We start from the raw sequence: 20,753 nt of genomic DNA on the forward strand, positions 1-20,753 counted from the left end.
TGGGGAGGCATGCCATGCGGTCGAGGTGGTACGGGCCGCTACTGGACGTGCGGCTGCACCTGTCGGTGGCCGTCCTGGTGGTCGGGTGGTTAGTGAAGGACACGGCGCCGCCGGCGGTCGACGTGGTCGGCGACGCCCCGCTCGCGTCAGCTCCGCCTCGGCTGGTGGCCCGGCCGGGGGCCGACGAGGCCGACCCGCGCTGGGCGGTCCCAGGGTACGAGGTCCGGTGGGATGGGGGGCGACGGTGAGGGCCCGACCAAGGCGTCGGCGACGAGTAGGTCGTGGCGGTCGAGCGGCTCGTCGAGATCGGTTCGCCTTCTGCCTCGATTGACGCAGTCGGCAGACGACTCATGATCGATCGCGTCGCCGCGTCGGCTTCAACCCTTCCGGCTGATCCGTATCGGGGGAGGGGCCGTCAACCGGGTTGGCCGCGGGGTCGAGCCGCCTGCCCGATCCGGTCGATGAACAGGTCGTGCCGGCCCGTGAGCGAGCCCGTAGCGGCCCGCTCGGGGCTCCCCGCGGGGCGGCCTCTCGGACCTGAGCTGACGCGATGGACCTCCGACGCGCGCACGCGATCCGGGCGGCGACCGCCCCGCTCGTCGTGGCCGCCCTCCTTGGCCTCGGCCCGGCGAGGCCCGACCTCGCGGTCGCCGGGCCCGCGACGGATGCGGCCGGCCCATGGGTCCACACCGGGTCGCTGCTCTACCCGGGCCCCGTCGTCCCGGCCGACGTCGCCGGCCCGGCCCCGATCGCCCCGCCGCCCGGGCGGCGCGACGACTTCTGGGTCATCCGCACGGCCGCCGCCCCGCAAGTCATGGGCTCCGACCCCTGGCCCCACCTCCAGGCCTACCGCCTCGACCCGCTCGGCCTGCTCGCCCCGGCCGCCCCCGGCACACTGCTGGCGCAGGCGGCCGGCCGCCCCGTCGTGATCATGGTCCAGGGCAACCTGGTCAGCGGGCTGCTCGCCGTGAACGCCACCCTGAAGGCGTGGCAGTGGCTCGACGGCGCAGGGGCTATCCCCGGCGACGCGCTGGTCGTCCTCTTCGACTGGCCGAGCGAGAGGACGCTGCTCGACCCGGCACTCGACCTGAACGAGAAGTCGCGGCGTGCCTTCGTCGCCGGCTATCACCTGGCGCGGCTGCTCCAGGCGTTCCCCCCGGGCGCCCGCGCCTGCCTGATCGGCCACAGCGAGGGGGGGCGCGTCGTCCCGGCGGCGCTGCACCTGCTCGGCGGCGGGGCCCTGAACAGCCAGTCGCTGGACCCGCCGATCGGGCTGCCCGGGCCACGGCCGCCGCTGCGGCTGCGGGCGGTGCTGATCTCGGGGGCGATCGACCACCACTGGCTCGACCCGGGCCGCCGGCTGGGCCGGGCGTTGCCGACGAGCGAGGCGGTCCTCGGCCTCTACAACCCCTGCGACGCGGCCCTGGCCCCGTACCCGCTGCTTCCCCGGTCCGGACACCACTCGGCGATGGGGAGCGTGGGCCTGCTGCCCCGGGACGAACGCCTGCTGGGCCCACTGCGGGTGCGGTATGCCGAGGCCGACCTGCACCCCGATGTTGGTGTTGCCCACTCGCTGCTCGTGGCGTTGGTCCACCCGCCGATCGCGTCGCTGATCGCCCCGTATACCTGGGCGGCGCCCCTCCCGGCCGCGAGGCCGCGCCGAGCCGGGGCCCGCCGGCGTCCCCCCCTGTGACCTCACCCGTCCGACGGCCGCAGGTCGACCGATCGCCCATCCCGACGCGGAGGGTGTGCACCGGCGTCCTCGTCGCCTGTGTCCGGGAGGCCGACGACGGTCATGGGGCCGGGCATCGCGGGCCTGGACTACGCCCCCGTTGCCAGGGGCGATTGCTCGTATCGGCCGAGCAGGTCGGCCGGGTCGCGGTAGACGGCGACGCACCCGGCGGCCTTGAGCGGCTCCTAGGGCCAGCCGCCGCAGGTCATCCCCACCGTGCGAATGCCGGCCTTGGCGGCGGCCTCGGCGTCGTAGGGGGTGTCGCCCACGACGAGGACCTCGTCGGGCCCGAGGCCGCCGAGCCGGCCCAGGGCCGCCTGGAAGATGTCGGGGTGCGGCTTGGACCGCTCGGCGTCGTCGGAGGAGGACTCGGCCTCGATCAGGTCGCCGACCCGGGTGATGCGATTGTAGGCCTCCAGCTCATCCCCCCTGGCCGAGGAGGCCAGGGCCAGCCGCTTGCCGTCGGCCCGGAGCCGCTCGAAAAGCTCCCGAACCGAGGGGAACGCGAGGTCCTCGGGCAGGTAGACGCGCTTGTAGTGGTCGCCGCGGTAGGCCTCGATCTGCTCGCCGCGGTCCCGGACGACGTCCTCGGGGAGGAGGGCGGGCATGAGCTGGTCGCCGCCCTTGCCGATCTGGGCGCGGACCCGATCGTAGGGGATCTCGTGGCCGAAGTGGCGGAACGTCTCCTGCCAGGCCCTGGCGTGCAGGTCGACCGAGTCGACCAGCGTGCCGTCGATGTCGAAGATCATGCCCCGGATCACGGGCCACCTCTTGCGAACAGCCCACCGCGACCGGCGGGATCCCGTACGGGCCCGCTCCCGGTCGACCTCCCCGTCGGCAAGCCATGTGCCGCGATGCCGGCGAACCACGCGGCTCGGCCGAGGCATGGCCCATGGGAAGGCGGCGGCGCGGGGCGATCCTCGGGCTCGGGCAGCTCCCCCGTCATCTCGGTGCCCGTGCCCGCGAGGAGGTATTGGGCCTCACCCCGGCCTCGCCCCTGTCCTCGTCCTGCAACTCGCGGTTGATCGCCGTGGCCGCCCTCGCCCCCTCGGCCGCGGCGACGATGAGGAACTGCACGTCGCCGTCGGCGTCGCCGGCCATGAACAGCCCCGGCGTGCAGGTGTGCTGCTTGCCGTGGGTCTCGACTTGGCCCTCCTCCCGATATTCGCAACCCAGCATCCCCGGGAGCGTCGACCGCTGGACTTGCCCGGTGTTGAAGAACAGCGCGTCGCATCGGATCGATCGTCCGCCCTCGAAGACGATCGCCCCGAGGGCCTCGTCGTCGCCGTCGAGCCGGGCGACCGGCTCGGTGCGCAGGGCGATGCCGTTGCGCCGCAGGCGAGCCCGATCGCCCGCGTCGACCGGGCGGCCGTCGGTGCAGGCCGTCACGCGATCCGACCAGGTCCGCAGGGACAGGGCCAGCCCGACGGCGGCGCCGCCGGCCCCGTAGGCGGCGAGCCTGGCGTCGCGGTGCTCCCAGGCGTCGCAGTAGGGGCAGTGGTGCACGCCGCGGCCGTAGTAGCGTTCGGCCCCCTCGACCGGCGGCAGGACGTCCCGGACGCCGGTGGCCAGGAGCAGCTTCCGGGAGCGGAGACGCCGCCCGGACCGCGTCTCCGCCTCGAAGGCGGCGGCACCCGGGCCGGGCGAGCCGTCGGGGCTCGGGCAGCGAGCGTCGACCACCTCGTCGTCGAGCACCTCGACCCCGTAGCGGGCGACCTCCTCCCGGCCGAGCCGCAGGAGTTCGTGCGGCCCGATGCCGTCCCGGGTGAGGTAGCCGTGCGACCGCAGGGCGGCCGCATTGCGGGGCCGGCCGGAATCGACGACGATGACCCGGCGCCGGCACCGCCCGAGGACCAGGGCCGCCGACAGGCCGGCCGGCCCGCCGCCGACGACCAGCACGTCGTACGAGTCGCGGGGCTTCGGCCGCCCTCGCGGTCGTCCGTCTCTCGCCGATCGGCCTCCCGTCCCCTCGCTGACCTTCGCCATCGCCTCGCCTCCGGGCCATCCTCGCGGTCGGCCGATCGTGGGTGGGACTCCACGGTCGTCCCGGCCCGGGCCACCCCGCCGCAGCGCCGGCGGCCGCAAGCCGCACGATCGCCGCGAAGGACCACGAATGATTTTGTGGAATTTCCACATTTCAGAATACTCTCACAAATTCGGCACTCCCATTGCAGGGCGGGAATGTGGCCGGGCTCGCGCCCGGACTTGGGGCCCGCGACGGGCCCGAACAACTCCAGGAGAGGCAAGATCATGCTCATGAGGACTCGGCTTCGGGAGGCGTTGGTGCTCGCCGCCATCGCCCTACCCCTGATGGTCGGCTGCAGCGGCGAGGGCGCGGGCGGCGGTGGAGATGCCGGCGCGGGGGCGACGGGCACCACAGGCGACATGGGCGGAGCCGGCACGACCGGCACCGGCACGACGGGCGGCGACCTCGGCACCGGCGGGACGCCCGCGGCAGGAGGTGGGGCCGGCGCGACCCCGTGACGGCGTGAGGCCTCCGGGAGGCGTCGGGGTTAGAACCGGCCCCGACGCCGCCCACATACCGACCCGGACGGGGTCGTCCGTCTCCGCCCCCGGGTCACCGGGCCATCCAGGGAGTGCGACGCCCCGGCACCCCGGGCGGGCCGGCGACGAGCCGATCGGCCACGGCGCCGGCCACGAAGGCGTAGACGCCTTTGTGCAGGAGGTCGATCGCCTGCTCGTCGACCGGCCAGGTCCAGGGCGGGGCGCCCACCCCGGTGGCGTTCTCCAGTGACTGGTCGTTGAGCAGGCGCAGGTTCATGAACAGCAGCGATCCGACCGGGCCGCGGACGCCGCGCTCGGCCATCAGCCCGCGCACGGCGCCGAGCAGGATGCCCTGGCCCCAGTGCATCGCCCAGTTCAGCCCCAGCCGCTGCTCGTCCGGGCGGCCCGGCCGCCCGAGCAGCCGTTCCAGGGTGTGGGCGGGGACGTAGGAGTTGGGCCGGCGCGTGAAGAGCTGCTCGACCTTCTCGGCGGCGGTCATGGCGGCGACCCCGGCCAGGCCGGCGACCATCCCCCGCGATGCGGCTTGGAGCGTCATGGGTTTGTCCTGACTCCTGGTCCTTCGATACGTTGGTAATTCGGGCCATCACGCAGCCCATCCGGCCGGGTACGCGGCGGGCGGGGGACCTCGGCCGTCACGTCCCGAGGCGCGTTACCCGGCCCCGCGGTGTGATTGTGACCGCCTCACCGGGCGTTCGCCGGTCGCCGAACCGACCGACCGTGCCGGCCTGACCCGTGCCGCGTCCTCCTTCCCGGCCCGGTGGCGGGCCAGCGCGTTGGCCTTTGGGTCGGGGCCGGCATCCAGGGCGGCGATCGCCCGCTCGTAGCGGTCGACCACGTCGGCCCGGTCCTTCTCCGAGTCGAGGGCCTCGCTGGCATCGTGCGCGATGGTCTCCGCCTGGCGGCGCAGCGGGTTGCGCTGGGATTCTGCCTTCAGGTGCCCGGCGACCGTGGCGATCGCCTCCAGCAGCCGGACGGTCACCGCCACGCTGTCCCGGCCGTACTGCCGGATCTGGTCGAAGGCGTCGACGACCCCGGCGAAGTCGCTTACGTCGGCGACCACACGCAGCATCCCCGCGTCGTCGTGGCGGCGCGGGGAGTGGAGGCCCCCCTCGGCGATCCGGCAGAGGGCGTCGCCGAGCCAATCGACGCAGGTGGCGGCGGTGAACGGGTCGTTGGTGCCCGGGGAGAGGGCCCGCACCGCGATCTCGACCAGCTGCCGCACGGCGAACTCCACGTCCTGCTCCGGGGTGCGCTGGGGGCCGAGGACGAACGTCTTGCGGAGCCGCCCGATGACCTCGACCGTCACCGCGTCCGGCGGCCAGGCCAGCAGAAGGGCATTGCCACGGGTGATGAAGTGGCCCGGCCGGCAGAGCAACTTGAGGCGCAGGTCGTTGGAGGTTGCCACTTCCATCAGTCGATGCACGTCGACCAGCTGGAGGTAGCCGGTCCCGGCCGAGGTCACGGCGATCGACTCGCGGTCGAAGGCCTCGGGGAGGCGGGACGCCGACCCTCCCGGCCGCGACGGCGGCCGTTCGTGGCCGAGTCCCTCCGGGTACATGCGGCGGATGGCCGAGTCCAGGTCGTCCCAGACGTCGGCCGCCACCAGCGGCGCCTGGATCGACGAGGAGACGTTGTGGATGTAGAAGATCAGGGCGGCCATGCGGGCCAGGGCCAGCAGCAGGGCGACGGCGACGGCCAGGTGCGGGACCTGTTCCTGCCGGTCCCCGCCGATCGACCGCCGCACCAGCAGGGAATAGGCGAAGGTCGCCACGAGGGTGCCGAGCACGGCCTGATTGCCGGCGTCGCGCATGAAGTTGCGGAGCATCCGGGGCCCGAACTGGCTGGAGGCCTGGGTGAGCGTCAGCATCGTGATCGAGAAGGTGACGCCGGCCACAATGATCACGGCGCCGGCGACGGAGGAGAGGAGCATGCGGGCGCCCTCCTCCCCGCCGGCGGTGAACCACGGGATGAGGACGGGGCCGAGGTGGGAGTTGCGGTCGATCGCGAGCATCCCCGCGGCCAGGCCGATGCCGGCGGCGAGCATGAGCGCCGGCACGAACCAGTAGCTGGTCCGCTGCCGCTCCCAGGTGTGCAACGGTCGGATCATGTCCAAGGCCCGCCCTCCTGCATCCCATCACAGTGACCGAATCGGTCCTTGTTCGGCCGACCGGTCATGCGGCGAGGGACAGCTCGGTTCGATAGGTCTCGATCCGCAGCCCCCCGGTCTCCTACAGGACCCGGCGGAACGCCCGCCAGTCGATGTAGTCCCGCTCGGCCCGCCCCCGGAGCACCCGCTCGACGCCGTCCTCCATCCCCTTGATGCCGCAGAGGTGGAGGTAGGTATCCTCCAGGTCCAGCAGCCGCCACAGCTCCTCGGCCCGCTCGGCCATGCGGTGGTGCACGTACATCCGCCGGCCGTCGGGGGCCCGCTGCTCACGGCTGAAGGCGTAGCGGACCTCGAAGCCCGGCTCGTCGCGGTAGGACTCCGGCTCGTCGCGGCAGAGGCACTCGGCGGCGGTCCTGGCCCCGAAGAACAGCAGGACCCGGCCGGCATGCCGGTGCCGGTGGCCGCCAGGATCAGGTTGGCCGACGGGCCCCCCGGCAGCAGGAAATTCCGGCCGGCCGGCCCGGTGATGGCCACCTCGTCGCCGGGGCGGACGTCGCAGAGGTCGTTCGAGGCGACGCCGCGGCGGATGGCACCGGTCTCGGGGTCGCGCACGACGACGCTCTTGACGCACAGGGCGACGGTCTCCCCCCGACCGTCCTCGCCGGCGCGGACGGAGGCGATGGAGTCGAGGCGGAGCGTGTTGGCGTGGCCGCGGTCGTCGACGCCCGGGGTGAGGACGCCAAGGCTCCGGCCCTGGCGGAAGCGATCGCCCAGGCCGGTGAGGTCCGGGACGACGTGGCGGATGTCATCGGAGCCGGCGGGGGTCAGCCGGGTGTTGGACGCGCCCCGGGCGATGGCCGGCGCGGAGACGCGGTAGCGGTTGAGCGGGACGGCTTCGCGGCCCGGGGCGGGGGCGGCTGGCATGAGATGTCCCTCGGGGAGGCGATGTGGCCGGGCGGCGTCGATGGCTCAGGCGCTCTGACGTCCTCGCCGCGCGGAACCGAAACGCTCCAGGCCCAGCGGCTCGCGGGAGAGCCCCCGGGCGTCGCCGCGGACCAGCGTGTCGGGACCGACCTCGTGCCAGCCGGGGCCGTCGTCCAGCGGCTCGGAGGCGACCACCACGCCCCCGGCCCAGCGGGGCTCGCTGGCCAGGGTGTACAGCGAGTTGCCGGGCCCGTCGTCGGCATAGCGTACGGCCAGCAAGCCGTCGGCGTCGGCCAGGATGACGTTGGTCTTCACATGGCCGTCGTGGTCTCGGGCCAGGTCGGTCGCCTCCCGCAGCGTGGCGCGCAGCGCCGCGCCGGCGTCGCGGCCGCCGGCGCGGCGGAAGTGGGTCCGCCAGAGGGCCCCGAGCAGCTCGCCGTCGGTCGCGCCCCGCACCTCGGCCTCGTGGTCCGCGTCGAGCCGGTCGCGGATCGCCCTGGACAGCGGGCCCGGCCAGGGGGAGAGCTCGCCGTTGATCGTCCAGATGCGGTCGTCCAGGGCGTAGAGCGGCGTATTGGTGAAGCAGACCTCGATGTTGGGGCTGGCGAAGCGGATGTGGCCGACGAACGAGCCGGAGACGATGGCCGGCAGGGCGTCGCGGGCGTTGAGGTCGGCCCACAGGGGTAGGATGCTCTTGAGGACGCCGGGTGTGGGCCCGTTGCCCGGCGCGTACCAGCCGACGCCCCAGCCGTCGCCGGCGATCGAGGAGTCGGCCATCTGGCGGGCGTCGCGGCTCTGGATCTGCAGGCAGCGTGGCAGGTCGTTCATCAGGTGCGAGACCCGCATGGGCGGGCCGAAGTAGGCGGCGATGCGGCACACGGCACGTGCTCCGTTTCCCGGGCCGGCCCGTCGGGCGCTCGGCCGGATGTGAGGGGGACGCGCGAGGCCCGACGGGCCCCGATGAGGTCGAGGCACGCCTCAGCCAGCGGCGACCGAGTGACCCGGGGCCGGTGCGAAGGGCGGGACGACCGCGTACGCAGGGCGGCCAACGCCCGGCGCGGGGATGGGCCTGTCGTGCCCCGATGGCCGCATGTCGATCGATCCGTCGTCGAGGTCGGGGACCATGCCGCGGGCGACCGCGGTCAGGTCGCCGGTCCGCTCGTAGATGACCAGCTGGCGATCGGCCCCGGTCGGGCCGTCGGCCATGGCCCACGCCCGCTCCAGGTCCGCGACGCAGCCCAGCGCCTCGGCCTCGCCGCGGAGGTCGTGGGCCAGCCGCCGGACGACGTCCCGGGCCGACCGGGACCGCCCGGTGCGGGGGTCGATCAGATCCGCGTCCAGGCCGTGGCGCGATGCAGCCCAGCGGTTCTGCCGGGTCAGCAGCGACCGGACCTCCTCCGGGCCGCCGGCCGCGTCCCGGCCGGCGTCGCGGGCCAGCGCATGCACCAGGCACTGGATCAAGGCCGCGAGGGCGAGCACCGAAGGCAAATCCGGCGGCATGTCGCAGACACGCACCTCGACCGTACCGTTGGCGGGGCTGGGCCGCACGTCCCACCAGAGGTCCTTGAGCGACTCGATGCATCCGGACGCGGACAGCCGATCGACCAGGGCCGCGAAATGGTCCCAGTCCCCGAGCCGAGGCGGCAGGCCGCCGGTCGGCGTGGCTGCGATGATCTCGACGCGGTGGGCCCGCATGCCGGTGGCCCGGCCGCACCAGAAGGGGCTATTGGCGGCCAGGGCGGCCAGCGTCGGCAGGTGCGCGCGGATGCCGTCGCAGGCCCGGATCGCCGCGTCGCCGTCCGGGACGCCGACGTGGACGTGCAGGCCGAAGGTGGCCTGGCGCAGCAGCGGCTCGCGGTAGCGCTCGACCAGGGCCCGGTAGCGGGGCGTCGGGGTGATGCCCTGGTGTTGCCAGTGGGTGAACGGGTGGGTGCCGCCCCATGCGGCCCGCATCCCGAGCCCGTGGGCCGCCGCGGCGAGGGCGCGGAGCTTGGCCCCGAGGTCGTCGGCGACGTCGGCGGTGTCGATGCAGACGCCGGTGGCGACCTCGACGCAGCAGGCGTGCATCTCCGGCTTGATGGCGCCGGCGAACGCGGCCGGGATGGCGGCGAGGACCCGGTCGCAGGCGTCGCGGGTGGCCAGGGTGCGGGCGTCGACGAGTTGCAGCTCCAGCTCGACGCCGAGCGTCGGCCGGTCGCTGCCGCGGAAGGCGGGGTGGCTCATGGGAGGGTGTCTTCGCGGTGCCTCGTTGGGGCGGGCCGCCCCGGCGGCCCAGGACCGGCGGAGGATCACAGCGAAAAGAATGCCGATTCTTTCATGTCAGCGATTTCCCGGGCGAGGCCGCGTCCGCTGTCCGGGAAATCGCGGTCACGGCCGCGTGCCGCCGGGGCCAGCCGGTGACCGGCCCGGCGTCGGCCCGACCAGCAGCGGCCGCGGGCATGCCCCGGGGACCCGGGCGATGCCCGGCCATCGGCAGGCGGAGGGGAGGCGCGCCGGCAGGACGCCAGGGCCCGGGGCATGCGGGCTTCGCGGCAGGGCTACCGGGTAGGTCGTCGTGCTCACGCCGGTGGGGGCGCCCGGCGGGGCGAACGGCCGCCCGTCGATCGCGCCGCGTCCCCGGTCCTGGGGCCGGGACGTGGCCAGTCGCTCCCCCCCGACGCCGTCGACGCCCGCTCAGCCTCGGAACGCGACGGAGCACGCGGGGGGCACGACCTCCGGGTCGGGCGGCCCCTCGGGCGGGTTGTTCCGCACCTCGATGCCGTCTTCGGAGACGGTCGCCAGGGTGCGGCGGTCGCGGGAGAGCACCTCGACGACCCAGGCGTCGTTGGCCACCAGCACCGGGGTGGCGTCGGCCCCGATGGCGCGCAGGGCCTGGGAGATCGCGTGGGATTGCACCTCGTTCATCGCGGGGGTCTCCGGCTCGTCGGTGTCGTCGCCGGGCCCGGCGACCGGCGGGTCGATGGGGCGGTTCGCCGGGGCCGGGCCCGGCGCCTCCTCAGGGGGAGACGGCCACCAGGCTCGGGAGCCCGGGGAGCCGGCCGACGCGCTCGGCCAGCTCCCCGGGCTCCACCGGCTTGTCGCGGTACTCGCCCGTCGGGAAGGCGACCAGCCGCAGCAGGCGATAGAGGCGGCCGCCCTCGCTGCGGCCCGAGAGGACCAGCGTCGGGACCGCCGGCCTCGGGGCGTCTTCGGGCCACCGGGCCAGGACGCCGGCGCCGCCGGCCCAGAGCAGGTCGAGGTCCAGCACCAGCGCGTCGTGCCCGCCGTCGCGCAGCCGATCCATGCACTGGCCCCCGTCGGCGGCGATGGCCACCTCGAACCCGGCTTGGCGGAGGGCCGCGGCGTAGGCGTCGAGCAGCGAGCCGTCGGCGTCGGCGATCAGGACACGTCGTCGCCTCATGTCCGGGTCCTGTTGTAGGTCGAGGGGTGGGGGGGGCCGTCCCCGGGCCGACCGACGACCGACCGGGGACGCACAACCGCTCAGACGGTCCGGGTCGCCCCGACCAGGTCGGCCAGCACCCGCGCCGCGGCCTCGGCGTCGGCGCCCCGGGCCTCCAGGTCCAGGCGGCTGCCGCAGTCGGCGGCCAACATCATCAGGTCGAGGATGCTCCGCGCGTCGGCCACCCGGCCGTCGCCGCGGACGCGGACCTCGGCGACGAAGCCGGCGGCGGCCTGCGCCAGCCGAGCGGCCGCCCGCAGGTGCAGGCCGGCGGGGTCGGTGACCTCGAAGCGCCGGTGCACGGGGCCGCCGGGGCCGGGCGTCGTACCGTTCTGCGTGGGGATCATGGCAGGGCACCCGAGTCTCGGTGGATCGGCCCGTCGCCCGGATCGGCCCCGCCCGGAACGGGGGGGCGGGACGGTGTCCGGGCCCCTCCCGTCCGGCCGTCGGACCGCCGACTGGCCGGGTGCCGCGGGCAGTCGGCGCGGGGCCGATCCGGTCCACGGCGAGGGTCCCGCCGAGGGGCGGGGCGGGAGGGCCGCCGGCCATCATGGCCGGGCCGGGGTGCCGGGGTCGCCCCGGATGCCTGCCGATTCGCGTCGTGGGTTTCCCGGACGCGCCGCCGGTCAGCCGCCGGCCAGCCACCCGCGCATCGCCGCGTAGCGGACCACGTCGGCCCGGGTCCGCAGGCCGAGCTTTTCCATCGCCCGCGCCTTGTAGGTCTCGACCGTACGCACGCCGACGTCGAGGTCCGCGGCGACCTGCTTGAGCGGGTGCCCCAGGGCGACCCGCCGGAGCACCTCGGCCTCGCGCTCGCTCAGCTCCGCCCCGGCGGCCGGGCCCCCCGCCGGGGCCCGGACCAGGCCGACGACCAGCGCCCCGGCGATCGCCGGGTCGAGGTACGTCTCGCCGGCCGCCACGCGGCGGATGGCGCGCACCAGGTCCTCGGCGGCGGCCCGCTTGACCACGTAGCCGGAGGCGCCGGCGGCCAGTACCTGGCGGACGTAGCCGATGTCCTCGTGGGCCGAGAGGGCCAGCACCCGCACGGCGGGGCGATCGCGGCGGATCCGCGCGGTGGCCTCGGCCCCGGAGACCTCCGGCATGGACACGTCGAGCACGGCCACGTCGGGCCCGGTGTCAAGCACCCCGAGCACGGCCGCCTCGCCGTCGGCCGCCTCGCCGACGACCTCCATGTCGGGCTGGGCGTCGATCAGGGCCCGCAGGCCGCCGCGGACCACCGGATGGTCGTCGGCCAGGAAGACGCGGAGCTTAGCCACGGCCGTCCCCCCTCTCGCCCTCGGCCAGCGGGACCCGGGCGATGATGGCGGTCCCCCGGCCGAGCTCAGTCTCGATGTCCAGCTGACCGCCGACCAGCGAGACCCGCTCTCGCATGCCGACCAGGCCGAGCCGGCCACCGCGGTGATCGAGGACGATGGGGTCGGAACCGACCCCATCGTCCTCGATCACCGCGGTGGCCGACCCGCCGTGCCGGCTGATGACCACGCTGACCGACTGGGCCCGGGCGTGCTTGGCCACGTTGGTCAGCGCCTCCTGGACGACCCGGTACAGGACGGTCTCGACCTCGGTCGGCAGCCGTCCGGCCTCCAGCCCGGCGGCCTGGAAGTCGACCGGCACGCCGGCCCGGGCCGACCACTCGGCGGCGAGCTGGCCCAGCGCCGCCTCCAGCCCCAGGTCGTCCAGGGCGGTCGGCCGCAGGCGGACGGCCAGCTCGTGCACCTGCCGGCCCAGCTCGTCGGCCACGCGGCGGACATCGGCCAGCCGCTCGGCCGCCGGCGCCGGCAGCGGCCCGGCGTCGGCCACCGCCCGGACCGCCAGGGCGAGGCCGGCGAGCAGCTGGCCGGTCTGGTCGTGCAGGTCGCGGGCAATGCGGCGCCGCTCGTCCTCCTGGGCCGTGGCCAGCTGCCGGCTCAGCGCGGCCCGGGCGGCGATCTCCGCCCACAGCGCCGCGTTGGCCTCGGCCAGGGCGGCGGTCCGCTCGGCCACCCGGCCCTCCAGCTCGGCCAGCAGCCGGCGGACCTCACGCCTCCCGGCCCGGTAGCGCAGCCCCGCCCGGACGGCCGCCTCGAACTGCGCCTGGGTGACCGGCTTGGTCAGCAGCGTGGCGTGCAAGGACCGGGCGAGCACGCCGGCCAGCAGCGGGGCGTCCGCCGCGTCGGCCAGCAGGACCAGCGGCAGGTCGCCGGCCTCGGGATGGGCGTCGAGGGCCGCCAGCAGCGTCCCCAGCGGCCCGAGGCCGGCGGAGGCGTCGGCGAGCATCAGGTCGGTCGGGCCCCCGCCGAGCAGCGCCTGCAGCTCGTCCGCCCCGCCGACGACCCGGCACGCGCACCCCAGCGCGCCGAGGGCCCGGCAGGCCAGCTCGGCGTCGGCCGGCCAGCCGCAGTGCACCAGGACCAGGGGGGGCGCCGCGCCGTCATCCAAGGTGCCCCTCCCCGTCCCTCGGACCGGCCCCCGCGTCCGGGCCGGCGGTGTTGGCCTGCCCTCCGAGGATCCCCCGGAATTCCGGCAGCGGCCCGCCCACGCGCACCCCCTCGGGCGTGATTTCCAGGTCGCGGAAGGCCCGGTCGTGGCCGCCGAGCCGGCGCTTGATGACCCCCGAGGCGATCCGCAGGCCGCCCTCGGCCTCGAAGAGCTTCAGCAGCAGGATCGTGTCGACCAGGTGGCTCAGGCCGAGCCGGTGCGCCTCGTCCGACTGGTTCAGGGTCGGCAGCTCCAGCGTCAGCAGGGTAGCGACCCCCATCCGGTTGAGGTAGCTGGCCAGCTGGCTCACGTGGCTGACCAGGCACGACTCGTCGGGCATGGTGGCGAGGTAGCCGTTGAGGCTGTCGATCATCACCAGCCGGGTCCCCCTGCCCTCCACCTCCTCGCGGACCCGGGCGGCGAACTGGTCGGGGTAGAGCACCAGCGGGTTGACCTTGGTGACCTCCAGCAGGCCCCGCTCGATCAGCCCTCGGACGCCGAGCCCCAGCGCCTCGCAGCGGGTGAGGATCTCCGGGGCCCCCTCCTCGAACGAGTAGGCCACGGCCCGCTCGCCCCGGCGGGCCGCCTCGGCCAGGAAGCCCAGGCCGACGGTGGTCTTGCCGGCCCCGGAGTTGCCGGCGATCAGCGTGACGGTGCCCCGGTCGATCCCGCCACCGAGCTGGCGGTCCAGCTCCGCGACGCCGCTGCCAAGCGCCTCGCGGGGGAAGTCCCGGCCGTGCTCGGTGGCCAGCATACGAGGGTAGACCACCAGGCCGTGCTGCTCGATGTCCAGGGCGTGGTCGCCGGAGGCGAAGTCGCTGTCGCGATACTTCTCCACCCGCAGGGCGCGGCGCTCGCGCCCGTCCCGTCTATGGTCCCGGTCGACCTGGATGATGCCCTGGACGAGCGAGAGGATGTCCTCGTCGAACTGGTGCCGGTTGCTCTCGGCCAGGAACAGGGCGGTGTGGCCCCGCTCCATGAGGGAGTCCTTCAGGGCGGCAACCTGGCGACGGTAGCGGATCGGGTCGCGGCTGAGGAAGCCGACCTCGCTGAGGTTGTCGAAGACGACGCGGGCCGGGCCTAGGCCCTCGATCGCCTCGGCGATCCGCCGGGTGGCGGGGGCCAGCTCGACCTCGGCGGGGTGGAAGATGGTGTAGGTGCCCTCGGGGGTCGTCTCCTCGGGGCCGGCGCGGGCATGGAGGTCCAGGACGTGGATGCCGTCAAGGCCCCAGCCGCGCCGCTCGGCGGAGCGGCGGATGACGGCCTCGGGCTCGGTCAGGGAGACGTAGAGGGCCGGCTCGCCGCGGCGGGCGCCGGCCATGAGGAACTGCATGCCCAGGGTGGTCTTTCCGGTTCCGGAGGACCCGCGGACCAGGTACGACTCGCCGGGCAGCAGGCCGCCGCGGAGCACGTCGTCGAGGGCCGGGATGCCGGTCGAGAGTCGCGTCATCATCGGAAGTCCTCCGGGGGGCGCCTGTTGCGATTCCGGTGCCGGGGGACGACGCGCGGTCGCCCCGGCATCGGAACGCGGCCCCAATCGAGCCCTCGGATCGGCCAGCGTCCCGGGCGCCGACGCGGGTCGTCCGCCCGGGAGGTGTCGGGGCCTTAAGGGTACGCTCCCGGCCCTGGTTCGGAGAGCAGCGGTTGACTGCGTGATCCGCCCCCAAAAGCGATCCTGCTGGCGAAATGTCAGGCCGGGACGGCCGCGGTGATCAGCCGGACGAAGGCGCACGTCCTGGTCGCTTCTCGAGGTGCCTCCGCGAGCCAGTCGACGACGCGCAAGATGTCGATCGCGGCCGCCGTCGCCAGGTGCTGGAGGTGCGTCTTCGCCCGACCCGCGTAGCGCGATCGCCGCAGCCCGGCGACCCGGACCGCTTGCGAGATCGTCCCTTCAATCCCCGCGCGGTGGGCGTAGTCGGCCCGGTACTCCTCCGTCTCCTCCCGCGCGCGGGCCGCCCTCAGCGCCTCGAACGGCTCGCGGGCCCGGATCGTCAGCGACCGCCTCGCCGCCCCCGTGCACCGCTCTCGGGCGGGGCAGGGCTTGCAGTCCTTCCTCGAGAACTTGATGTGCACGACCTCGGTGTGGTCCCGCTCCACGGCCGGCGTCCACCCCGAGCTGACGCGCCCCTCCGGGCAGGTGGCCCGGCTGCCCTCCCAGTCGATGGCGAAGTCCGACGCCGTGAAGCCGCCGCCGGCCAGGGCCTGCCAGCCGTAGTCCGGCCGCGTCGGCCCGATCAGCTCCACGCCGTGGTCGCGGCGGCTGCTGACCAGCAGCTCGGCGTCGATGTAGCCGGTGTCCGCTAGGTGCTTGCCCGGCAGCGAATCCTTCCGGCCCAGCTGCTCGTAGATCCCGGCCAGGGCATCGCCGTCGGCCGCCGGCGCCGGCGCGGTCGTCACCTGGACGACCAGGTGGGGCGACTCGTCGTCGCACGTCTCGGTCAGGTGGGCCTTGTAGCCCACCCAGATCGTCGACCGCTTCTTGCCGTACCGGGCCTCGGAGTCGTGAGGCGAGTTGATCGACGCGGCGGAGGGCGGGATGCCGTCACCCTCGGCCCGCCAACGCAGCCCGCCGGCCTCGACCAGGAAGTGCTGGACCCAGACCCGGCGCAGCGTCTCGACCGCCGGCGATCGCGCGACCGAGGGCGGGGCGCCGGCGTCGTAGGCCGCCGCCAGCAGGGCGTGGCCGTCCTTGCCGACCTCCCGGGCGAGGGCGCGGCGGCCCTCCTCGGAGTCCGGGAGCCGGGACTCCTCGGCTCGCCGGCCGTAGCGCTCGACCCACTCCGCCCGGGCCTGACGGCGGAGCCACTCTGGGTCCGCCGCTGCCAGGCTGTTCAGGACGTGGCGCATCGTCTCGACGACGCACTCGAGCCGGTCGAGGTTGCGGACGCGGGCCAGGACGTGCGTCGCGTCGGTGCGCTGGCGGCCGCGGGTCTTCAGCCAGCCGCGCCCGCGGCAGAGATCGAGGAGCGCGTCGAGCAGCCGCCCCTCGGCCGAGCCGGCGACGAGCCGCGCCCGGAACTCGCAGAGGACCGAGGCGTCGAAGCCGGGGTCGTCGAGCCCCAGGCCGAGGGCGTACTTCCAGTCGATCCGCCCGCGCACCGCGTCGGCGGCGCGGCGGTCGGACAGCCCCTCGGCGAACTGGAAGACGGTCACGAGGGCCAGCCGCCAGGGGGACTCAGCGGGGCGGCCGCGGCTCGGGTACGGGTCGGCGAAGTCGTCGTCTCGGAAGATCGTGCCCAGCTCATCGCGCAGGGCAATGTAGGTGTTGCCACCGGGGAAGGCGGCGTGCGCGACGCGGGCGGCCTCCTCGGGCACCGATCCGATCGGCCGTGGGTGAAGCGACATGTGCGGGCTCCGTCCGGGTGGGATTCCCCTGGGACGTAGCGTAAGCCCCACCCGCTGGTCGATCTCGGATTCGCCAGCAGGATCAACGGCGGGGGCAGGCCCGGCTGCCCCCACTCCGCTGCCGGACCCTGACCGCCGGAGCCCCGCAGCGGCTCAGGCAGCGGCGGCCGACCTCCGATCCATCGGTATACTCCGGAAGGCGCAGCCAGTGCGTCGCCGGCGCCTGAAGGCGAAGGAGAACCCCCCGAATGCCCCGGTTCAGGCCATCGAGGACGGCCCAGGGGCCACGCCCCGACCTGTCACGGGCCCCGCGTCCATCGGCGGCCGCCGATGGGGTGCGCCCTGGCACCGGCTCGCGCGGCCTCGTATGATCCCACCCCGGCAGGTTACCTCGACGGCGCGGGCGAGAGCCACCCCGGGCCGCCACGCCGGCCGCGGGACGGGGACGTCGGGCGCGGTCGTCTCCGAGTGCCGGGGAAAGGGGTGCACACGGTGGAGACCTGGCTCAAGCGCGGCGCGGAGCCGGCGGAGGCGGCCCAGGCGGATGCCGAGGTCCGGCAGACCGTCACCCGCATCCTCGACGACGTCGCCCGCCGCGGGGACGCGGCCGTGCGCGAGCTGTCCGCCCGGCTCGACGGCTGGGACCGCGACGACTACCGGCTCACGCCCCCGGAGATCGAGGCCTGCCTGGCCCGGCTCGGCCGGCGCGACCTCGACGACATCGCCTTCGCCCAGGAGCAGATCCGCACCTTCGCCCGACACCAGCGCCAGGCGCTGCTCGACCTGGAGGTCGAGACCCTGCCCGGCATCGTCCTCGGCCACAAGAACATCCCGGTCGGCTCGGCGGGCTGCTACGTGCCGGGCGGCACGTACCCGATGGTGGCCTCGGCCCACATGTCGGTCGTCACGGCCAAGGTGGCCGGCGTCGGGCGGGTGGTCACCTGCGCCCCGCCGTACCGGGGGGCGCCGGCGGCGGCGATCGTCGCGGCCCAGCACCTGGCCGGCGCCGACGAGATCTACTGCCTCGGCGGCGTGCAGGCGGTCGCGGCGATGGCCCTGGGGACGCAGGCCATCGCCCCGGTCGACCTGCTGGTCGGACCCGGCAACGCGTACGTCGCCGAGGCCAAGCGGCAGCTCTTCGGCCGCGTGGGCATCGACCTGCTGGCCGGCCCGACCGAGACCCTGGTGATCGCCGACGAGGCCGTGGACGCGGAGCTGTGCGCCACCGACCTGCTGGGCCAGGCCGAGCACGGCCCCGAGTCGCCGGCCGTCCTGCTGACGACCTCCGAGCCGCTGGCCCGCGCGACGATCGCCGAGGTGGATCGGCTGCTCACGATCCTCCCCACGGCGGCCGTGGCCCGGCAGGCCTGGGAGCGGCACGGGGCCGTCTGCGTGGCCGACAGCGACGCGGAGCTGGTGCGCATCGCCGACCGGATCGCCTCGGAGCACGTGCAGGTGATGACCCGCGACCCGGGCTACTTCCTGGAGCACCTGCGCAACTACGGGGCCCTGTTCCTCGGCCCGCGGACCAACGTGGCCTACGGCGACAAGGTGATCGGCACCAACCACACGCTGCCGACGCGGCGGGCGGCGCGGTACACCGGCGGGCTGTGGGTGGGCAAGTTCCTGAAGACTTGCACCTACCAGCGGGTGGAGAGCGACGCGGCGTCGGCGTTGGTGGGCGGCTACTGCTCGCGGCTCTGCGCCCTGGAGGGCTTCGTCGGGCACGCCGAGCAGGCCAACATCCGCGTGCGGCGCTACGGCGGCCGTGACGTGCCGTACGGCGGCGTGGTCGCGGCCGACGAGACCGGGCCCGACTGACTTCGGACCGGACCTTGTGGAGGGGGCAGACGCCATGATCGCCGGCGGACCACGGCTGGAGACGATGCACTTCGGGCCCGAGGGGCGCGTGCCCAACAGCCGCTTCCCCGTGCTGCTGTACCGGGGGGCGGTGGGTCCCGAGCCGGGCGGGGACCTGGCCGACGAGCTGGAGGCGAGGTTCCGGCGGCACGACTGGCTGAACAACTGGCGCGAGCTGGGCGTCTACGATTACCCGCACTACCACTCGACGACCCACGAGGCGCTGGGGATGGCGCGGGGGCGGATCACGCTGCGGCTGGGCGGCGCGGGCGGCGTGGTGGTGGAGCTGGAGGCGGGCGACGTGCTGGTGCTGCCGGTCGGGACGTCGCACACGCGGCTGGGGAACACGGCCGACTCGTGGATGGTGGGCGGCTACCCCGAGGGGCGGGACTGGGACCTGATCCGCGACGAGGAGGTGGGGGAGGCGGAGGCGCGGGCGGCGCTGAAGCTCATCGGCAGCCTGCCGATCCCGGCGCGGGACCCGGTGACGGGCGGGCCGATGGCGGCCTGGCGCGAGGCGCCGCGGACGCACGGCATCCCGTCCTGACGCCCCGGCCCTCGGCCCCGCCGGCCGGCGGGTCTAAGAAATCGGGCGGCAGGGCCGGGCCCGGGGATCGCCCCCAAGCCCGGCGACCGCGGTCAGTGGGGCATCGGGCCGTCGGCGTCCCCGCCCTCGCCCGGCTCGGCCCCGCCCAGCAGCAGGCCGGAAGCCCTGCCTTTGCGGCACAAGGTGCCCCAGACGATGACGCCCTCGGGCGTTGAGCAGGAAGTATCGCGCCGTTACCCTCACCTTCGATGCACGGTGTGCCCCAGGCGATGACGCCCTCGGGCGTTGAGCAGACCGTCGGCGTCGTCGTGGCCCTGATGGTCCTGGCGGTGCCCCAGACGATGACGCCCTCGGGCGTTGAGCAGGCGGGCACAAGCCGAAGGCCAAGTCGCGGACACGGCAGGCGTGCCCCAGATTGAGCAGATAATCTCCATATGTATAGTAATAAACAAATACGAACAGACCTCGCCGCAGCCGGTACCGGCCCGGCAGCTCGGCCTTCACCACCAGCCTCCAACTCACCTCCGCCGGCCGCCCCGCATCCTCGTCGGCCGCCGACCAGCCCGCCGGGTGGGCGATCCCGGCCGTCGGCCAGCTCGACCCGGCCTCCGCCACCACGGCCACGGCACAGGCTCGGTCCCTGGGCCGGAGCAGCTCCCGGTCGGCGAAGGCCCGCGAGCCCGAGTAGAAGGTGGGGGCCGCCTACGTCTTCCACATGCCGCCGCCCTCCAGCCCATCACCGGTGACGTCGGGTGCGGGCCGATCCCCGGCGAGGCCCCCCTGCCCCGCCCCGTTGCGGCCGCCGTCGAGCCCGGCCCGCTCGAGCGCCGCACCCCAGGCCGCCGCCCCCGTCTCCCCCTCGGCCCGGATCGTCCAGCCCCCCTTCGAGGCCACCACCAGCCGCACCAAACGCCCGTCGGCCGACGCCAGCCCCGCCTCTTCGGCACTCCAGCCCCACCGCCCGAGCTGGATTAGCCCGGCGTGGGCCAGCGGCAGGGTCGTGCAGGTCATCGTCCAGTACGCTCATGGCCTCGTCCCCACCCTCACCAGCGGCCGCAGCCGCTCCAGCGTCTTCAACCCGATCCCCTTCACCTCGACCAGCTCCTCGACCGACCGATACGGCCGCCGCTCGATGATGCGGGCCGCCAGTGTCGGGCCGATGCCCGGCAGCGCCTCCAGCTCTGCCAGGCCACCTCTACCCCGCCCCCGGCCTATGGCCCGGCCCGGCCCGGCCCGGCCAGCCCCTCCCCTACCCTAGCCACTCCTCGTCCACCGCGGCGACCTCCGCATCGCCACCGATCCGGCCCCACCCGCCATCTCGTCAACGGTATGATGGACCCGCTCCGCATACCCGGCCTGACAGGGTCGGCTGCGCACGGGCCTCACCCCGCCCGGGAGCCGGCATCACGACGAGGAGAGACGGGCATGAGCAAGATCATCGAGGGGGTTATCCGCGGCCGGACCATCGAACTGCAGGGCGACCCCGGACTCTCCGAGGGCCAGGCCGTCCAGGTCACCCTCCGCGTCCTCCCAGACCGCGCCGCTCGCGACGCGGCCATCCTCCGCATCGCCGGCTCCATGGCCGACGACCCCGAGTTCGACGACGCCATGCAACAACTCCGCCGCGACCGCCAGGACGCACGCTTCCGAGCTCCGCAACGACCCCGCCCCGCTGCTGCGCCAGATCGCCGACCTGCTGATCGCCGTCGCGGTCGTCGACTTCGACTCGGCATGCGCCGAGCAGTTCGGCCACCTGCGCGGAGAACTGAAGCGGCTCGGGGTCGGCGTCGGGCCG

The 20,753-nt window shown here is 74.7% G+C and carries 20 protein-coding genes and 1 pseudogene; 5 read left to right on the top strand and 16 right to left on the bottom strand.

Annotated features, from left to right (window positions below; translation table 11 throughout):
* Positions 1 to 14: 14 nt before the first annotated feature.
* Both ElP_RS36605 and ElP_RS36610 read left to right on the top strand, forming a co-directional pair.
* On the top strand, positions 15 to 248 hold the full coding sequence (locus ElP_RS36605) for a hypothetical protein (RefSeq protein WP_145279763.1): 234 nt from the start codon (positions 15 to 17) through the stop codon (positions 246 to 248).
* Between the two features lie 302 nt (positions 249 to 550).
* A complete protein-coding gene (locus ElP_RS36610) occupies positions 551 to 1,693 on the top strand; it encodes an alpha/beta hydrolase family protein (RefSeq protein WP_145279765.1) in 1,143 nt (380 codons plus the stop codon).
* A gap of 128 nt (positions 1,694 to 1,821) precedes the next feature.
* Here ElP_RS36610 and ElP_RS36615 read toward each other — a convergent pair.
* Positions 1,822 to 2,481: pseudogene (locus ElP_RS36615) on the bottom strand (HAD family hydrolase).
* A 193-nt stretch (positions 2,482 to 2,674) separates the two neighbouring features.
* Positions 2,675 to 3,718, bottom strand: coding sequence for an NAD(P)/FAD-dependent oxidoreductase (locus ElP_RS36620; RefSeq protein WP_145279767.1), 1,044 nt, complete (start codon positions 3,716 to 3,718; stop codon positions 2,675 to 2,677).
* A gap of 264 nt (positions 3,719 to 3,982) precedes the next feature.
* Here ElP_RS36620 and ElP_RS36625 point away from each other — a divergent pair, with 264 nt between their 5' ends.
* Entirely contained in the window at positions 3,983 to 4,216 is a 234-nt protein-coding gene (locus ElP_RS36625; protein ID WP_145279769.1) for a hypothetical protein, read from the top strand.
* A gap of 94 nt (positions 4,217 to 4,310) precedes the next feature.
* Here the strand turns inward: ElP_RS36625 and ElP_RS36630 are convergent, their stop codons facing one another.
* From ElP_RS36630 to ElP_RS36685, 12 genes are all read right to left on the bottom strand, one after another.
* A complete protein-coding gene (locus ElP_RS36630) occupies positions 4,311 to 4,793 on the bottom strand; it encodes a hypothetical protein (RefSeq protein WP_231749937.1) in 483 nt (160 codons plus the stop codon).
* A 114-nt stretch (positions 4,794 to 4,907) separates the two neighbouring features.
* Positions 4,908 to 6,365: a DUF2254 domain-containing protein gene (locus ElP_RS36635; RefSeq protein ID WP_145279771.1), complete on the bottom strand. Its 1,458-nt coding sequence runs from the start codon at positions 6,363 to 6,365 to the stop codon at positions 4,908 to 4,910.
* Between the two features lie 121 nt (positions 6,366 to 6,486).
* Positions 6,487 to 6,996, bottom strand: a complete 510-nt coding sequence (locus ElP_RS36640; protein WP_145279773.1) for a ferredoxin reductase domain-containing protein — start codon at positions 6,994 to 6,996, stop codon at positions 6,487 to 6,489.
* A 338-nt stretch (positions 6,997 to 7,334) separates the two neighbouring features.
* The gene (locus ElP_RS36645; protein ID WP_145279775.1) at positions 7,335 to 8,168 is read right to left on the bottom strand and encodes a class II glutamine amidotransferase domain-containing protein; all 834 of its coding nucleotides are present in this window, start codon (positions 8,166 to 8,168) and stop codon (positions 7,335 to 7,337) included.
* 99 nt (positions 8,169 to 8,267) lie between these two features.
* On the bottom strand, positions 8,268 to 9,512 hold the full coding sequence (locus ElP_RS36650) for a carboxylate-amine ligase (protein ID WP_145279777.1): 1,245 nt from the start codon (positions 9,510 to 9,512) through the stop codon (positions 8,268 to 8,270).
* A 450-nt stretch (positions 9,513 to 9,962) separates the two neighbouring features.
* Positions 9,963 to 10,193: a hypothetical protein gene (locus tag ElP_RS36655; RefSeq protein ID WP_145279779.1), complete on the bottom strand. Its 231-nt coding sequence runs from the start codon at positions 10,191 to 10,193 to the stop codon at positions 9,963 to 9,965.
* 91 nt (positions 10,194 to 10,284) lie between these two features.
* On the bottom strand, positions 10,285 to 10,689 hold the full coding sequence (locus tag ElP_RS36660; protein WP_145279781.1) for a response regulator: 405 nt from the start codon (positions 10,687 to 10,689) through the stop codon (positions 10,285 to 10,287).
* An 80-nt stretch (positions 10,690 to 10,769) separates the two neighbouring features.
* A complete protein-coding gene (locus ElP_RS36665; protein ID WP_145279783.1) occupies positions 10,770 to 11,075 on the bottom strand; it encodes an HPr family phosphocarrier protein in 306 nt (101 codons plus the stop codon).
* Positions 11,076 to 11,354: 279 nt separating this feature from the next.
* Positions 11,355 to 12,005 (bottom strand): response regulator transcription factor, encoded by a 651-nt coding sequence (locus ElP_RS36670; RefSeq protein WP_145279785.1) that lies wholly within the window; start codon positions 12,003 to 12,005, stop codon positions 11,355 to 11,357.
* Positions 11,998 to 13,167: a sensor histidine kinase gene (locus ElP_RS36675; protein WP_145279787.1), complete on the bottom strand. Its 1,170-nt coding sequence runs from the start codon at positions 13,165 to 13,167 to the stop codon at positions 11,998 to 12,000. The genes ElP_RS36670 and ElP_RS36675 overlap by 8 nt, the downstream gene beginning before the upstream one ends.
* On the bottom strand, positions 13,160 to 14,659 hold the full coding sequence (locus ElP_RS36680; protein WP_145279789.1) for an ATPase domain-containing protein: 1,500 nt from the start codon (positions 14,657 to 14,659) through the stop codon (positions 13,160 to 13,162). Before ElP_RS36680 ends, ElP_RS36675 begins: the two co-directional genes overlap by 8 nt.
* Before the next feature lie 236 nt (positions 14,660 to 14,895).
* Positions 14,896 to 16,551: an IS1182 family transposase gene (locus tag ElP_RS36685; RefSeq protein ID WP_145269764.1), complete on the bottom strand. Its 1,656-nt coding sequence runs from the start codon at positions 16,549 to 16,551 to the stop codon at positions 14,896 to 14,898.
* A gap of 492 nt (positions 16,552 to 17,043) precedes the next feature.
* Between ElP_RS36685 and hisD the strand changes: the two genes are divergently transcribed.
* Together hisD and ElP_RS36695 are read left to right on the top strand one after the other, a co-directional pair.
* On the top strand, positions 17,044 to 18,372 hold the full coding sequence (gene hisD / locus ElP_RS36690) for a histidinol dehydrogenase (RefSeq protein WP_145279802.1): 1,329 nt from the start codon (positions 17,044 to 17,046) through the stop codon (positions 18,370 to 18,372).
* Positions 18,373 to 18,406: 34 nt separating this feature from the next.
* A complete protein-coding gene (locus ElP_RS36695) occupies positions 18,407 to 18,958 on the top strand; it encodes a hypothetical protein (RefSeq protein WP_145279792.1) in 552 nt (183 codons plus the stop codon).
* 702 nt (positions 18,959 to 19,660) lie between these two features.
* Here the strand turns inward: ElP_RS36695 and ElP_RS36700 are convergent.
* Positions 19,661 to 19,969 (bottom strand): hypothetical protein, encoded by a 309-nt coding sequence (locus ElP_RS36700; protein ID WP_145279794.1) that lies wholly within the window; start codon positions 19,967 to 19,969, stop codon positions 19,661 to 19,663.
* A gap of 12 nt (positions 19,970 to 19,981) precedes the next feature.
* Entirely contained in the window at positions 19,982 to 20,173 is a 192-nt protein-coding gene (locus ElP_RS36705) for a ComEA family DNA-binding protein (RefSeq protein ID WP_145279804.1), read from the bottom strand.
* Positions 20,174 to 20,753: the final 580 nt, after the last annotated feature.

The organism is Tautonia plasticadhaerens (genome assembly GCF_007752535.1).
GTDB lineage: Bacteria > Planctomycetota > Planctomycetia > Isosphaerales > Isosphaeraceae > Tautonia > Tautonia plasticadhaerens.

What these genes read in the sequence shown, in the direction of transcription:
- ElP_RS36605 (WP_145279763.1), top strand. Translation starts at nt 15, where the DNA reads ATGCGGTCGAGGTGGTACGGGCCGCTACTGGACGTGCGGCTGCACCTG.
- ElP_RS36610 (WP_145279765.1), top strand. Translation starts at nt 551, where the DNA reads ATGGACCTCCGACGCGCGCACGCGATCCGGGCGGCGACCGCCCCGCTC.
- ElP_RS36620 (WP_145279767.1), bottom strand. Translation starts at nt 3,718, where the DNA reads ATGGCGAAGGTCAGCGAGGGGACGGGAGGCCGATCGGCGAGAGACGGA.
- ElP_RS36625 (WP_145279769.1), top strand. Translation starts at nt 3,983, where the DNA reads ATGCTCATGAGGACTCGGCTTCGGGAGGCGTTGGTGCTCGCCGCCATC.
- ElP_RS36630 (WP_231749937.1), bottom strand. Translation starts at nt 4,793, where the DNA reads ATGACGCTCCAAGCCGCATCGCGGGGGATGGTCGCCGGCCTGGCCGGG.
- ElP_RS36635 (WP_145279771.1), bottom strand. Translation starts at nt 6,365, where the DNA reads ATGATCCGACCGTTGCACACCTGGGAGCGGCAGCGGACCAGCTACTGG.
- ElP_RS36650 (WP_145279777.1), bottom strand. Translation starts at nt 9,512, where the DNA reads ATGAGCCACCCCGCCTTCCGCGGCAGCGACCGGCCGACGCTCGGCGTC.
- ElP_RS36655 (WP_145279779.1), bottom strand. Translation starts at nt 10,193, where the DNA reads ATGAACGAGGTGCAATCCCACGCGATCTCCCAGGCCCTGCGCGCCATC.
- ElP_RS36660 (WP_145279781.1), bottom strand. Translation starts at nt 10,689, where the DNA reads ATGAGGCGACGACGTGTCCTGATCGCCGACGCCGACGGCTCGCTGCTC.
- ElP_RS36665 (WP_145279783.1), bottom strand. Translation starts at nt 11,075, where the DNA reads ATGATCCCCACGCAGAACGGTACGACGCCCGGCCCCGGCGGCCCCGTG.
- ElP_RS36680 (WP_145279789.1), bottom strand. Translation starts at nt 14,659, where the DNA reads ATGATGACGCGACTCTCGACCGGCATCCCGGCCCTCGACGACGTGCTC.
- ElP_RS36685 (WP_145269764.1), bottom strand. Translation starts at nt 16,551, where the DNA reads ATGTCGCTTCACCCACGGCCGATCGGATCGGTGCCCGAGGAGGCCGCC.
- ElP_RS36695 (WP_145279792.1), top strand. Translation starts at nt 18,407, where the DNA reads ATGATCGCCGGCGGACCACGGCTGGAGACGATGCACTTCGGGCCCGAG.
- ElP_RS36700 (WP_145279794.1), bottom strand. Translation starts at nt 19,969, where the DNA reads ATGACCTGCACGACCCTGCCGCTGGCCCACGCCGGGCTAATCCAGCTC.